13 protein-coding genes are annotated in these 14,331 nt (G+C 59.4%); 8 read left to right on the forward strand and 5 right to left on the reverse strand.

Going from position 1 to position 14,331, the window contains the following annotated elements; translation table 11 throughout:
* Positions 1 to 20 precede the first annotated feature (20 nt).
* A complete protein-coding gene (locus tag J2S73_RS05180) occupies positions 21 to 893 on the reverse strand; it encodes a p-hydroxycinnamoyl CoA hydratase/lyase (RefSeq protein ID WP_306884374.1) in 873 nt (290 codons plus the stop codon).
* 110 nt (positions 894 to 1,003) lie between these two features.
* On the opposite strand from J2S73_RS05180, the gene J2S73_RS05185 reads away from it, so the two are divergent.
* The 3 genes from J2S73_RS05185 to J2S73_RS05195 all read left to right on the forward strand — a co-directional run bounded on the left by J2S73_RS05185 (position 1,004) and on the right by J2S73_RS05195 (position 3,162).
* A complete protein-coding gene (locus tag J2S73_RS05185; protein ID WP_306884375.1) occupies positions 1,004 to 1,408 on the forward strand; it encodes a MarR family winged helix-turn-helix transcriptional regulator in 405 nt (134 codons plus the stop codon).
* A 74-nt stretch (positions 1,409 to 1,482) separates the two neighbouring features.
* Complete coding sequence (locus J2S73_RS05190) at positions 1,483 to 1,794, forward strand: hypothetical protein (RefSeq protein ID WP_306884376.1); 312 nt, start codon at positions 1,483 to 1,485, stop codon at positions 1,792 to 1,794.
* 177 nt (positions 1,795 to 1,971) lie between these two features.
* Positions 1,972 to 3,162 (forward strand): TIGR03032 family protein, encoded by a 1,191-nt coding sequence (locus tag J2S73_RS05195; protein ID WP_306884377.1) that lies wholly within the window; start codon positions 1,972 to 1,974, stop codon positions 3,160 to 3,162.
* A 360-nt stretch (positions 3,163 to 3,522) separates the two neighbouring features.
* On the opposite strand, the gene J2S73_RS05200 is transcribed toward J2S73_RS05195, so the two are convergent.
* Positions 3,523 to 4,131, reverse strand: coding sequence for a TetR/AcrR family transcriptional regulator (locus J2S73_RS05200; RefSeq protein WP_306884378.1), 609 nt, complete (start codon positions 4,129 to 4,131; stop codon positions 3,523 to 3,525).
* A 79-nt stretch (positions 4,132 to 4,210) separates the two neighbouring features.
* On the opposite strand from J2S73_RS05200, the gene J2S73_RS05205 reads away from it, so the two are divergent.
* On the forward strand, positions 4,211 to 5,278 hold the full coding sequence (locus J2S73_RS05205; protein ID WP_306884379.1) for an NAD(P)-dependent oxidoreductase: 1,068 nt from the start codon (positions 4,211 to 4,213) through the stop codon (positions 5,276 to 5,278).
* 108 nt (positions 5,279 to 5,386) lie between these two features.
* Here the strand turns inward: J2S73_RS05205 and J2S73_RS05210 are convergent, their stop codons facing one another.
* Entirely contained in the window at positions 5,387 to 5,752 is a 366-nt protein-coding gene (locus J2S73_RS05210; RefSeq protein ID WP_306884380.1) for a winged helix-turn-helix transcriptional regulator, read from the reverse strand.
* 96 nt (positions 5,753 to 5,848) lie between these two features.
* Here J2S73_RS05210 and J2S73_RS05215 point away from each other — a divergent pair, with 96 nt between their 5' ends.
* Entirely contained in the window at positions 5,849 to 6,595 is a 747-nt protein-coding gene (locus tag J2S73_RS05215) for an SDR family NAD(P)-dependent oxidoreductase (protein ID WP_306884382.1), read from the forward strand.
* Between the two features lie 282 nt (positions 6,596 to 6,877).
* Here the strand turns inward: J2S73_RS05215 and J2S73_RS05220 are convergent, their stop codons facing one another.
* Entirely contained in the window at positions 6,878 to 7,111 is a 234-nt protein-coding gene (locus tag J2S73_RS05220) for a LysR substrate-binding domain-containing protein (RefSeq protein ID WP_306884383.1), read from the reverse strand.
* 530 nt (positions 7,112 to 7,641) lie between these two features.
* Here J2S73_RS05220 and J2S73_RS05225 point away from each other — a divergent pair.
* Together J2S73_RS05225 and J2S73_RS05230 are read left to right on the forward strand one after the other, a co-directional pair.
* A complete protein-coding gene (locus J2S73_RS05225; protein WP_306884385.1) occupies positions 7,642 to 8,085 on the forward strand; it encodes a hypothetical protein in 444 nt (147 codons plus the stop codon).
* Entirely contained in the window at positions 8,082 to 9,536 is a 1,455-nt protein-coding gene (locus J2S73_RS05230) for a relaxase/mobilization nuclease domain-containing protein (protein ID WP_306884386.1), read from the forward strand. The genes J2S73_RS05225 and J2S73_RS05230 overlap by 4 nt, the downstream gene beginning before the upstream one ends.
* Before the next feature lie 22 nt (positions 9,537 to 9,558).
* Here J2S73_RS05230 and J2S73_RS05235 read toward each other — a convergent pair whose 3' ends face one another.
* Positions 9,559 to 10,065 (reverse strand): antirestriction protein ArdA, encoded by a 507-nt coding sequence (locus J2S73_RS05235; RefSeq protein ID WP_306884387.1) that lies wholly within the window; start codon positions 10,063 to 10,065, stop codon positions 9,559 to 9,561.
* Positions 10,066 to 10,423: 358 nt separating this feature from the next.
* Between J2S73_RS05235 and J2S73_RS05240 the strand changes: the two genes are divergently transcribed.
* A complete protein-coding gene (locus J2S73_RS05240) occupies positions 10,424 to 14,320 on the forward strand; it encodes an anti-phage protein Upx-like protein (RefSeq protein WP_306884388.1) in 3,897 nt (1,298 codons plus the stop codon).
* The last annotated feature ends 11 nt before the right edge of the window (positions 14,321 to 14,331 follow it).

The following is a 14,331-nucleotide window of genomic DNA, read 5'->3' on the forward strand; positions in this document are numbered from 1 at the left end:
ACTGTCGGTCGAGACGCGAACTAGCGATTGCGGTCGTAAGACTGCAGACCCGGCCGGTACGACTTGTCGTCCAGGAATTGCTGCATGCCCTTCTGGTCTCCGCGCTCCGGATCGCGATATTTGGTCTGGTCCGACTTCGCCATCAGATATTCGAGCGCGGTGTCCCACGGCATCGACTTGACGTGGTGATAGGCCGTCTTCGCGGACCGGAGCACGAACGGGTTCTTCTCCTTCAGCGTGTCGGCGAGCTTCTTGGTGCGTGCGCGAAGCTCGGACGCCGGCACGGCCATGTTGACCACCTTCATTTCGGCCGCTTGGGCACCCGTGAAGGTCTCGCCCGTCATGATGTAATACATCGCGTCGCGCTGGCTCATCACCTCGGCGAGCGACTTCGTCACGATGCCGGCGGGAATGATGCCCCAGTTGATCTCGGAGAGGCCGAAGGTCGCGTCCTCGGAGGCGATGGCCAGGTCGCAGCCGATCAGCACCTGGAACGCGCCGCCGAAGCACCAGCCGTTGACCATCGCGATGGTCGGCTTGGGAAAGTACATCATGCGGCGCCATTGCCACGCGGCATTGGCCCGGTACAGGCGTTCGCGGTCGAGCGGCGGACCGGCATCGGGCTCCCGGAAGTATTCCTTCAGGTCCTGTCCGGCCGAAAATGCATCGCCCGAACCGGTGATCACGACCACCTGGACCGCATCGTCCTCTTCGACCGCGTCGAGGACGGCGTTCATCTCCCAGACGATGCCGGGATTGATCGCGTTGCGCTTGTCGGGCCGGTTGAGCGTGACCCAGGCAATGCCGTCCTCAATATCCACGAGAACGTTTTCACCCCACCCGTTGGCGCGATCCTGTTCGGAGGGTCGCGTTTCCCCCGGCTTGCCTGTCATTTTCCGGTTCCTTGAGCTAAACACTGTACGAGATGATTAAATAAGGGGCCCTGATATTGTCAAGCGAGGCTGAAGGCCGGTCCGAGCGGATTTCTCTGCGGCCGAGGACAATGTATCTGCTGAACCAGGCGAACCAGGCGGTTCGCTCGCAGCTCGAACAGGCGCTCAGGACACAGAGTCTGACAGGCATCCAGTACACTGTGCTGTCGATCGTCGGGTCGCGGACCGGCATCTCCTCGGCCGAGCTCTCGCGCCGCTTTTTCGTGACGCCGCAGACAATGAACGAGATCGTCACGGGGCTTGAAAAGCGCGGGCTGCTGAAGCGCGAGGCCAGCGCGGACAACAAGCGGATTCTGACGGCATCGCTCACCGGAAGCGGGGAGGAGACGTTGAAGGAGTGCGACCGGATCGCCGACGAGATCGAGAAGTCGGCGTTTTCGGACATGTCCGACAACGACTTCAACGACCTGCGACGCATCCTGCGCGGACGGCTGGTCGCCCTGCGCGGCGGCTGACGCGGCCGGCCCTAGGAGGGCTCGTCAGCATTCGGCGCGGCTTTTCCGATGATGACACCGCGGTCGATGCCGAGTTGGTTACGCCCGGGGTCGAGATCGGCACCCGCGTGAACGTCGCTCCCGATCTGCCGGCCCGGCTGTTCGCCGGCGCGGGCGTCTCCTTCCTGTCGGAGGACAGTTTCGAGGTCAGCTCGCGGTTCGCCGGCATTTCGGAGATGGACGGCTTCGTGACCAAGATGCCGATCAACGACACCGTCGGCCACGTGACGGCGGGCATCGATCTGCAGAAGGTTCACGGGCTGCAACTGAAGCTGCAATATCAGGGCAGCTTCGCCGAGAACTTCCAGTCCCACGGCGGCCAGCTGCGCTTCGGCTACCGGTTTTAGCCCGTTGCCCGGTCCGAAAAGCCGGCTTCCTGTGTGGGCGCCGGCTTTTTGACGGCCCTGCGGTCTTGCAATCCGCCGCGGAGCCGTGTCGGATCTCCCGCCCACCTTTCGTGCCTCATCGGTCCTGCTGCAACGGCGCGGAGCCGAGGAGGGCCAGCTTCAGAATCCGAGTTTGTGATGAGTGATCCCGACAAGCCCCAGGACGAGCCCGACGCAGCGCCGGCACCTGGTCCTGCCGAGGCGCCGCCCGCCGCCGATGCGCCGGGCGCGGAGGCCGCCCAGCCGCCGGAGGCCTTGCAGACCCAGGTCACGTGCTCGCGCGGCTTTCCCCAGTGGCTCGCCCGGCACAATTGTTCGCTGGCCTTCACGTCGTACCAGACCGGACAGCTCTTTCTGGTGGGCGTGCTGCCGAACGGCGCCCTGTCCCTGCACCAGCGCAACTTCATCCGCGCCATGGGGCTTCTGGCCGATTCCCAGCGGCTGCTGCTGGCCGGCCTCGCCCAGATCTGGCGGTTCGAGAACGTGCTTGCGCCCAACGAGCGGGCGAACGAGCACTACGACAAGCTCTATGTGCCGCGCCGCGGCCAGACGGTATCCGATCTCGACGTCCACGAGCTCGGCATCGACGCCGCCGGCCGGCTGATCTTCGTCAACACCAAGTATTCCTGTCTGGCGACGGACAGTGCCGTCCACTCCTTCAAGCCGGTCTGGCGGCCGCCCTTTATCTCCAAGCTCGCGCCGGAGGACCGCTGCCATCTGAACGGCGTGGCGATGGAGAACGGTGCGCCGCGCTACGTGACCTCGGTGGCGACGACCGACATCGTCGACGGCTGGCGCAGCCACCGCCGCGACGGCGGCGTGGTCGTCGATGTCGAGACCGATGCGATCGTGGCGGACGGGCTGTCGATGCCGCACTCGCCGCGCATCCACGACGGTGCGCTCTGGGTGCTCGATTCCGGCAACGGCTATCTGACCCGGATCGACCGGGAGAGCGGCTCGCGCGAGCGGGTGGCCTTCTGTCCGGGCTTCCTGCGCGGGCTCTCTTTCCACGCCGGCCATGCCGTCGTCGGCCTGTCGCTCGCCCGGCACGAGGGGGTCTTTTCCGGCCTTCCGCTCCAGGAAGAGCTGGAGACGCGCGGCGGCGAGGCCTGGTGCGGCATCCAGATCGTGAACCAGCGCAACGGCGACATCGTCGAGTGGCTGCGTTTGGAGGGCGGCATCCGCGAGCTGTTCGACGTGCGCGTCATCCCCGGCGTGCGCTGCCCGATGGCGTTGCCGACGTTCGGCCCGGACCTGGCCAGCTTCATTACCATCGAAGCCCCCGACCAGCCGCTTTCCGAGCGCGGCTGGCATCCGGCGACGACCTGAGCCGGGTTGTCGGGCTGGCCCTTTGTGTCCCGACGCGGCGCATCGGATGCGCCTGCGATCGGACCAGGCCGATGGCGCATGCTCGCCTTCAACACATGCACGATGCCGCTCCTCAACCGGCCCGGACTCAGGCGTGAGACCCGCGATCCGGGTCTGCCGGTGACCATCGTTCGACTGTCACGGGAGGCCAATGAATTCCGGCGAGGTGAAGCTCGCGGGACCGGTCCCGAAGCTGGTCGGACACCCGAAAGGCCGCGGCAGCCAATCTGTCCGCCACGATCACAGGCGGCATCCGGGGCGTGATGAAATCCGACACGTATCCGAAGTTTCGGGCTGCCTGAATCAGCCAGAGTTGAACCCCTAGATGCAGGTGGCGATCAGAGATGAGAACGTTTGAGTCGCATCGGCCCTGCTGCACGTTCCGCGGAGCACGGCCATCGAGAGCGCGTCGCCCGCGCCGACGAGACCGATGCTCCGCCGCTCCAGTTCCGGGGGGCGCAAGTCGCTGTGTGGCGCGAGGATGGCGACGAACATCTCGACCGCTTGGTCCTGGAGCTCCTGCAGGACAACGGCCTTCTCATCGCTCCCCGCCAGGGCCGCACCGACCGCGTGGAAGTCTCCGGAGGTGTCGACGGCGCAGTCTATGTAGGCGGACGCGAGTTCGCTGATCGCTTCCGCAGCGTTGGGGTTCCGGCTGACAAGGCCGTCGCGGAACGTGTTCATACGCTCCGTGTCGATCCACCTGTAGAGCGCGATCAACAGGCCGGATCGATCACCGAAATGGTCGTAGGCAACGGGCTTTGACACGCCGGCCCGTTCGGCGAGGTGGCCGAGACTGAGCCGGTCCGTTCCTTCCTCCCGGACGATCGCCAGGGCCGTGTCCAAAAGCTGATGGCGGCGCTCCGCCTTGGGAAGCCTCGCGGCCACGCTCCGCCCGTCGGTTGTCTGCCTGATCGACCTCTCCGCCATACGTCCCTCTTGAAATCTACCAAAAGTAGGTTACGTGATTCCTACGAATAGTAGGTAACGGAAAGAGGAAGGTCTGACAATGTCGCTCAACCCGATATTGCTGGTCGGAGGCTCCGGTATCGTTGGCGAGCACACCGCGCGGAGCCTGCGAAACGCACATCCCGATGTGCCACTGCTGATCGGAGGTCGTGACCTCGACAAGGCGCAGCGCGTGGCGGATTCGGTCGGACATGCGGACAGCATCGCCATCGATCTGTCGGCCGGCGATCTGGGCATAGGCGATCGCCCGGTCGGGGCCGTCGCGGTCCTGTTCACCGACCAGCGGGTCGCGGGCCTTCGTTTCGCCCAGAGCCGGGGCGTGCCTTACGTCAACATCTCCCCGGGTATCATCGAGCTGGGACCGGAGGTTGCGGCCTACATCCATCGTCCCGACGCCTCTGCGGTCGTCCTCGGGACGGAATGGCTGGTCGGAGCAACCAGCGTGCCGGCATTGGCCGCCGCAACCGCCTTCGGGCATGTCGAGGATATTCGCATCGGTGCCCTGCTAGATGAGGACGACGCGTTCGGCCCTGCCGCCGAGGCGGACCTTGAGCGCCAGACCAAGGTGATGGCTGCCGCGCTGGAGCGTCGGGGAGGGGCTTTTGTCTGGCGAACCGGGGACGCCACCAGCTCCCGGTTCCGGGCTGTCGACGGGACCGAGATGGAAGCGTCCGCCCTTTCGCCGAACGATCTTCTCGGACTGTCCATGGCGACGGGCGCGCCGAATGTCCGCTTCGACCTGGCGATCGGCGTCAGTTCCAGCCGTCGCAGGGGCGAGCCGCTCTCTGCCGAGATCCTGATCGAGCTCTCCGGCACGGACCCTGAGGGAAATCCATTGGAGATGCGGTTTTCCGTCGTGCATCCCGCTGGACAGATGCCGCTGACCGGCTTGGGGGTAGCGATGGTTCTTGAAAGCCTGACCGGGCTGGCCGGGGAGGCACCCACGCCGCCGGGCCTCTATTTTCCCTGTCAGCTCCTGGACGCTGGCACTTATTTCGCGCGGCTCCAGCAAGTCGGCGGGTCGATCGTCGACCTCGAACCCGACGGAAAGAGTGGGAAAGCGGTTTCGATGGAGCACATCGTCGCCAACCTCAGGAGCGCGGCCTGAGATTCGAGACCGCGAAGCCCCAAATGTCCGTCGGCGAAGAAGATGCGCGCCGTGGGTACGCTGCAGCCTCTGACGCGCGCCATGGCCTGTCGGCAAGACGGTCGCAGGTCAGGCGGCGCTCTCCGCCGCCGACGTCCCGCGCCGTGACACAACTTTCTCAACCTCGGCCACATGTTCCGTTCCCCAGGCGCACAGCGGCTTCAAGGCTTCAGCCAGGGTCTTGCCGAACGCAGTGAGGGAATACTCGACTCTCGGCGGAATCTCCTTGTAGTCGAGCCGGTCGACGATCCCGTCAGCCTCCAGTTCCTTGAGCTGCTGAATGAGCATCTTGTCACTGACAGTGCCGATGGCGCGCCTCAGGTCGCCATAGCGTCTGGCTTCGTGGGCCAGGTGGTACAGGATCAAAGGCTTCCACTTGCCGCCGATGACAGCCAACGCAGCGTCCAGCCCGCAGATAAATCCAGATGTGGTCACTCACATGCTCCAATAGGTACTTACCAAAAGGTGCATACTGTTAGAATGGAAAGCAAGCCTCTATCTCGATGCGATCATCATTTCCAGGAGATCGAGATGGGCAAACTTGAAGGTAAGGTCACCGTCATAACCGGCGGCAACAGCGGCATCGGTCTGGCGACCGCAAAACGGTTCGTGGCGGAAGGCGCCGAGGTCATTATTACCGGCCGTCGTCAGGAGGAACTGGACAGGGCGGTGGAGGCGATCGGCTCCGGAGTGACTGCGGTGCGGGGTGACGTTTCGCGTCTGGACGATCTTGATCGACTGGTCGCGACGGTGCGTGCGAAGAGCGGGCGAATAGACGTTCTCTTCGCCAATGCCGGGCTCGGAAAGCTGGCTCCGCTCGGCGCCATCGACGAGGCGTCGTTCGACTTGACGTTCGACGTCAACGTCAAGGGAACGCTGTTCACGGTGCAGAAGGCTTTGCCGCTCATGCAGGCCGGCGGGTCCATCATCCTCACCGGTTCGACCGCCGGTTCGATGGGAACGCCTGCGTTCAGCGTCTACAGCGCGACCAAGGCTGCAATCCGCAATTTTGCCCGAAGCTGGGCACTGGACCTGAAGGGGACAGGGATCCGGGTAAACGTGCTCTCTCCCGGCGCCACCGAGACGCCCGGCCTCAAGGGTCTGGCAGATGCGGGGAAGGAGGATGCGCTTCTGGAAGACTTTGCCACGCAGATACCGCTCGGCCGTATCGGGCGCCCCGAGGAGACGGCGACAGTCGCGCTCTTCCTTGCCTCCGACGAAAGCAGCTTCATGACAGGCAGCGAGGTCTTCGTCGATGGCGGGGCCGCGCAGGTCTGACAGCCCGATGGACTCCGGCCCCAAGCTTCCTTTCTCGGGGCCTTTTCTTTCAGCGGCGCCGGACCGCCGCTTCTGCGCCCGGTTGTCTTGCGGCACTCTCCTGAAAGGCCGGAATGGGGTCGGAGCCGATATCAACGGTGCTGAAATGATTCAGCTGCTTCCTGATCTTGGCAGAACGCGTCCCTTTTTAATCCGGCACTTTCACGCGACCCTGTTTGCGCGAACCGCCTGCTTGAACAGTTGGAAGGCCGTCGTGCCCCGCCGATTGGGGTGATAAATGTGCTAGCCGGCGAACGGCTCGCACCACGGCTCCAGCAGGCGGACAAGTCGGCCATCGGCAATCGGCGACGCCACCAGATCCTCCAGGATGTAGAGGATGCCGAATCCCTCAAGCGCAGCGGCCATCAGCAGCTCGGCGTCATTGCACACCGGCCCGCGGCCCGGCATGACCGCTGCCGCACGGCCGTTGCGCTCGAACGTCCAGCGAGATCGCATCCACAGCAGGCCCTTCGACATGCATTCAAGCGTCCTTGGAGCTAACCAAAGGGCCGGGCTTGGGTCGAATTCCGAGGAAAGTCCGTCCGAATCTTCGGCGCCAGGTGCCGACTTTTGTCTGCGAGGCGAGAAAGCTGCTCAGCCAAAGCCCGGGAAAGCGCGAAGCGGGCAAAATCACTGTGTGGATTGGCTTGTTGGTCGGTGTCGGGTGTCGAAGGGAAATGGATTTGAATAAAATGATTTAGAGGGGTTATGGCGCAGAGGATCGAACGAAGTTCGAGCTCGGAGCCGCGCGCGCAGGGTTGGTGTGGCGGCTGCGCGCAAACAAGGATGGCGGACCCATCCGCCTTAAGTTCGAACTCAGAGCCCAGCGGGCGACCGCCCGCCGGCCGGTCAGGCCGCCGCCGCGGAGGCGTTGAGCGAAGCGAAACTGCCGTGAGCGAAATGATGGCGGACCCATCCGCCTTAAGTTCGAACCCTATTTTAGAAGTATTAGAAGAATGGAACAAGCAACTTTCGCACGTTGAGACTGATCTGAAGGAGCCGCAGCCATGAGCGGGTCCTTGTCTTCCACCGGGTCTATTGCCGCTACCTTCCGAACATCCGCGCAGACCAGAAAGCCGGACCGCCGCAAGCGCACCCCGCCTGTCTCGATTCGGTTCAGCGACGAGGAACGGGCCCGCCTGACTTCCTTCGCAGGCGACCAGCCGCTGAGCCGCTATGTCCGCGATTTCGTGCTGAAGGCGCACGATATCGCCAAACGCCGCCAATCCGCCCCGGCTCCCGAGCGCAAAGAGATCGCGCAACTGCTGAGCGTCCTCGGACGCTCCGAACTGGCCCCGCTGCTGCGGGACACACTGACGGCCATTGATGACGGCGGCCTGCTGCTGGAGCCGGACACCGAAGCCGATCTGCGGCTCGCCTGCGCCGAGATTTCGAAGATGCGCTGTGATCTCATGAAGGCGCTCGGCATGCGGGGCGACATCGTGCCATGATCCTGCACGGCAACCAGCGCGGCGGAGCGCGGGATTTGGCCATTCACCTGACCAAGCCCGAGAATGAGCGCGTAGAAATCCACGAGCTGCGGGGCTTCGTCTCCGACACGCTCGAAGGCGCGTTTCAGGAATCTTATGCGCTGAGCCGGGCCACGCGCTGCAAGCAGCATCTATACTCGCTCAGCATCAACCCGCCCGCCAATGCCGACATCGAGGCCGGACATTTCGTCGATGCGGCCAACCGCGCAGAAAAACAGCTCGGCCTGGACGGCCAGCCGCGCGCCATCGTCTTTCACGACAAGCGGGGCATGGATGGCGAGCTGCGCCGCCATGCTCATGTCGTCTGGTGCCGGATCGACCCCGAGACGATGACGGCCAGACAGCTCTCCTACGATAAGACCAAGCTGCGGGAGGTCTCGCGGGAGCTGCACATCGACCACGACCTCAAAATGCCGCCGGGCCTCCAGAATTCCAAAGACCGCAACCCGCGCAACTTCACCCTCGAAGAATGGCAGCAATGCAAACGCGCCGAGAAGGACCCGCGCGCCGTCAAAGAGGCGTTCCAGGATTGCTGGTCGATCTCCGATTCCCGGCAGGCGTTTGCCTCGGCTCTGGAAGAGCGGGGCTATATCCTCGCCCAGGGACGGCGCGGACATGTCGCTGTGGACTACAAGGGCGAGAAATACGCCGTCTCCCGCTATGTCGGGATCAAAGCCAAAGACGTACGCGCCCGTCTCGGCAAGGCCGACGATCTGCCCTCCATCGAACACGCCCAGGAAAAGGCAGCACGGCAGATCGCCGAGCGCCTGAAAGAGCTGGAAGCCGAGCAAAAGGCCGAAATCCAAACCAAACGCGAGCGCGAGGCCGAGCAGAAACGCCGAACGGAAGCAGCGCAGGAACGTGAGGCCGCCAAGCTGCAAGAGGAGCAGCGCCAGCGCCAAAGCCTGGAAGACCAAGCCCGGCAAGAGCGCATCCGCCATGGCCTATGGGGCCTGTGGGACCGCATCACAGGCAAGCGCAAGGAAGCGGAACGCCTCAACGCGCAAGAAGCCGCTCAGGCCCGCGAGCGTGACAGGCGCGAAGCCGAACGGCTCGAACAGGAACAGGCACGGCAGCGCGAAAGGGAACGCCAACGCGCCCAGACTGAACGCCGCAAGAATGAGGAAGCCGTTCAGGAAATAAGGGCGGATGTCGAACAGCTCCCGCCTGAGCCCCCAAAAGACGTACAGCAAGCGCGCGACGGCCCCGACAAAGACGTACGGCCACCCGAACACGTGCGACCGAAGGAAAAACTCGAAAGGCGAGAGCCGCCGAGGCAAGCGCCGCAGCCAAAGGCTCCGGCCAACCCCGAACCTGTGGAGCAGCCGCGAAGCTACGCCGAGGAGCAACGCGCCCGCACGAGCGAAGCGCAGCAAGGTCGCTCGCACGACGGCCCGACACTGGAGCGGTGAACCGCGAAGCTGGACCCCTCATCTATGCGCAGCGATAGACGAGCCGCGTCCCAGCGATCTCGGTCTCGACGTAGTCCATGGCGAGGTCGCGCGCGATGGCGTCGTAGTCGATGTAGAAGCGCAGGTTCTCGGGTATTTCGCCGAACAGGCCTTCGTCGACGAACTCCTCCGCCAGCTCGCGCAGACTCATGCCTTCGTAGAGGTCGACGTCCAGATCGCAGATAGCGTCGCCCTCCAGATCGAAGCTGTAGCCGCATTCCCCGACAGCCACGATAAAGCGCCGCTTGTCATCCTCGTCCCATTCGTCGACCAGGTCCAGGAATGTGCCGATATTCGCTTGGTTGAGTCCCACGGCCTTGGCGAAAGCGGCATCGATGCCCTCTCCGTCGATGAACTGTATTTCGAATTCCTCGACCCTTTCGCCGAAGCTGTTCACCGCCTTCGCGGCGCGCTCCTCGTATTGATCGATGGTCTCGAAAAAGAAGCCGGACGCGGAAACGTCGTAGGGTTGTGCAAAGAGTAAAGTCATTTCATCCTCCAAAAATAGAAAAAGGGGTGCTGCTGCACCCCTGCTTCCGGCGAGGATGGGATACGGGAGAGATGTGCGGGCGCGGCGGGCCGGGCTGCGGAGGGAGCGGATCACGCTGATCTGCGAGAAACGCGGCCCTGTCCGGCCAATAGGCCGCATATTGAGGGGTAAGGGCAAAGCCCTTCGACCCGATTCTCTTGCATCAGGGATCGAAGCCGAAAGGCCAAGACCCGCATAGCGGGGCTTGGTTCACGAGAGCCCGCCCGGATGCCCAGTAGCTTCAGGAGATAAATAGGAATTCTGGAACCTGTTACTTAAAACAATAACATATAATAATAACTTCTATAAAGTGGATCGGATGAAAGACGAAACCGACATATTTAAGATTATCTCGGATTATATGAAAGGAAAGACGGGACCTCCCGATTCTGAAATCGCCGCAATTTCGTTCGAGGGGGATGCTTCATCGGAGATGCTCAGGCCTCCTGAGCTGAGCGCGACGTTTTCCGAATTCTCCGAGGAGTACAAAATAGTAGCAAACGGGCTATCGCGATGCTCACTTTCAAACTGCCTCGCTATTTTTGGCTCTATGCTCACCCTTCCAGAGTTTCAGTCGAACACGTACCGCATCGAACTGCTGATCCATCTAGCCCTTCTGCACGCGAAAGGAAAAACGGGGCCAACGGAAGCGCAAGTTACAGCTTGGTTTAACCAACTCGATGAAGGGACCTGTGGCAGGCTCGAAGATCCCGCTGAAGACGTATTTCTATCTAGAGTGTTATGGGGCGGTGGTAACTATAGGACGTTCGAAGGGCTCGCGGAGGGCAACGCATTCCACACGCAGCTATTTCTAGACATTCTTGAAGACATGCCCGATTCGGGATTTTACGCAGATCTCAAGGCGGCAGTTGATGCGCTACTGTGCCTTTCCGAAGCGATCGCCGAACGCACCGGCCTTCCCGATTTCATTGTCGGCGAAACCATACCGCGATCGAAGATTGAAAAGCCAGGTAGCGACGTATGGAGAGAGCTACGGAAGCGCGTACATTTTTCCCACGATGAACTAAGCGCAATGGGCATCGAATTGAACACAATCGAGCCCTTTCTTGTTGACACAGAAATTATCAAGACTCTCCCTGAGACGCTCCCAGATATTTCACCAATTCATCTCACGCCAATATTTACAACGAAGAAAGGCATTTTTGTCTTTTTGCCGAGCCTTATAGGAACATCAATTAGGGGGTTCGTTATTCAGCAATGTGTCAATTCGGGCATGGCTGATAGCCTTCATCAGGCACTCGCCAATGCGTATGCGAGCCATTTCTCACGTCAATCATTTTTAGGGATGGCCGCTCCGCGTATTGAAATGAAAAAATACCAAGACTTCTATGCTTGTCAGCTTGTTCGGGAAGTAGACGTTGGCCGCTACATTCACCTTATTTTTTACGTTGATAGTTTCAATCATTATACCAATACGGGTTTTTCAGGACTGCCCCCAATCGAGGAAATTTCGAGCTTTATTTGCCGATCAATCAATCACGTGCATGACGAATATTCACGGAAACCTAGATTCCGAGAAGGTTTGACGTTAGTCATTGGCTGTGGGTGGGGGCGTTCTCTCGGAGCCGGTTTAGATGAGGACCCCCCAAACTGGCGAACGGAAATGATCCCTGCGCATGACGCTACGGCGCTGAGTAGAGCGCCTTCGTTTAGTGCATTGGATATCTTCCGAATATTGGATGCACATCGTGCATTACTCGGCCAAGAGATCGAGCTTCACTACGCGAACGGGCTTCTCAACCTGTACGGCTGGGTTCAAAATAATAATGGCCATCTTATTCCTCATGACAAAATCAAAAACGATGGTAATGATGAAAACAGACCATTGTTTTTTAGAATCCCGATGAACTCAAATTTGAATATACGTCATGACGTATATAGATCTGCCGACATTAGGCGCCTTACGCGGACCGATGGGTCAGTAGCTGAAATACAAAGAGCGCATAGCACGCCACGATACGGAACGAATGAACTTTCGCCCTTTTACGTGGACGTTGATGCGTTTTCCCAATCTATTTATCGCTCAGTATACATTGGTGAGAACGGAATATACTGGATTGAAGCGGAAACGAAGCCCAACTTAGATAATACGACTCGATATCAATTGTCCACGATGGCTATGCATTGGGGAGAGCTGGTTTTTACCAATATTGACCAAGCCCATATCCTCGGGAGTAATGTTTGTGTCGCATGCGTGCTTCGCTTTTTAGATTCTGAATTACCGACGGGCGATCAAGCTATCCCAAATAGCGAGGATATATCCACGTTTGTGGAATGTCGCTCGAAGAGTGCCAATGGAACCGTCGTTTTTGATATTAAGTCCGGATTCTTATCGACGGGTCGCCGCTTAGATAATCTCGGAGAACGAGCTGTTGTAAGGGCTATCGTTGAATCGTGCTTCGCCGGAGCTGCCTGCTCGCCGGAAGAACACGTTCTAAGCGATATTGTCGACAAGGTGGTGGTATCCGATACCGCGCGGCATATGCACGCTTTTTCGGTTCCACAGCTTCGTGACTATGTGCGGGATGATATCCCATCGCGTCCGGTCACGATTACCAGAATTGATGATGCCTCCACCAGGCTTGGGCTCGCATGGCGTTGCAGAAACCGCAGCGGTGAAACGCATATCTTGGGTTTGAATGAATGCAAAGTCTTCCTAAGAGAGCTTGTCGATGCGCTTGTTCAAGAGATAAAGGTGCGTGTTTCAAGGTTCGATAAGGCTACTCTTATCGAGAGCTTGCTAAGAAATCACGAAGCGTTGTTCGCGGAGATGGATACCTGGAAGCGAACATATGGAGCTATGGAAGCACTTAGCACTGATGAGTCGACGATTGCCCAAGAAGCGATCACGAAAGTCGGGGGTCTCAATGCGGCAAGCATGTCCTCACGCATCGTAGTCGAGGCGGCAGTTTGTCATTCACCCGACGGCGGTGGCATCACTCCCGGCGAGTACGATATCGGGGAGTTGCTGGCTTATGGGTCGCTTCTGCATCATATGGGCGGATATTCGGTCGCGATGTCTGCCGGGATGATGCCTGCGGAGATAAAGATATCCGTGGCGGGCGAAGTTATGATGAATCATGAGTTTTCGGACGATGTTATTCGACCGTTCGGGCAATTCTTTCAAGAATCGTCGCTGAAAGATGCCGCTGATAAATATGAGGAAAATTACGGGGCCAATTTTGGAGAAAAGGAAGTCCGAACAACAGATGGCGATGATGCGGGAATAGATGAAAGATTTGAATCTGCCTGGCGCGAAGAGTTTGGATTCACCTTATATGACCTTCAGACATTTGTTGATGGGTTTCATTCGATTTTGGCGTCCGATCGAAAGGCGGTGCTTCACATCAAAAGGGTCCAGTTGATTGAAAAAATTGGCGACCTTACTGGGCTGGAATCCGAAGTGATAAAGGCTTGCTTCGATCAGTTCTCTTTGATGCCAAGGGACAAATGGGATGAGGCGCCGCCGGAATTTATGTCTACGGCTTGGTATCCTTGGCAGTTTCAAAGGCAACTATCCTTGGTTAGCAGGCCTATTGTTCGGCTAGACAATACGGATGACCCGAATTGTTTGATTGCCCCGGCGATGATCATTATGCATATCGCGAAATTTGTAAGTGACGCCGCTGGAGGCGGCCTTGATCAGCAAATGTTTCGATCTAATGGTCCGATGTTCAGATGGATGGGGATTATTAAGGGCGAGCAGGGCGAAGCGTTTAATGACGAAGTTGCGGAACGTTTTCGCAACGCGGGATGGAGTGCGAGATCAAATCTTTCGGATGGGGTTCTGCTTGATCGAGAAAAGGATCCGGCTTTTGGGGATGTCGACGTTATTGCCTGGAATGCCTCAGAGCAGCGAGTGCTCATTATTGAATGCAAAGATTTGTCGTTCGATAAAACGCTAGGCGAAATTGCCAAGCGACTTTCAAATTACCGTGGAGAGACTAAAGAAAATGGAAAAGGGAAAAGGAGAAGAGATGAATTAAAAAAACATTTGGATCGCTGCGACGCGATTGAAAACAATTTGGGTGAGCTTTCGAAATTCGTTGGGTTTGAAGTGACCGGAATTGAAAAGGTGCTCGCATTTAGGGAACCGACAGCAATTCAGTACGCTAGAGTAATTCGCGAAAAGGGCGTTAAAATTGTCACTTTTCGGGATATTGAGGCGGAGTATGGAATTCATAATAGAGGTTAGCTAGCGGAATT

The organism is Amorphus orientalis (assembly GCF_030814015.1).
Lineage (GTDB): Bacteria > Pseudomonadota > Alphaproteobacteria > Rhizobiales > Amorphaceae > Amorphus > Amorphus orientalis.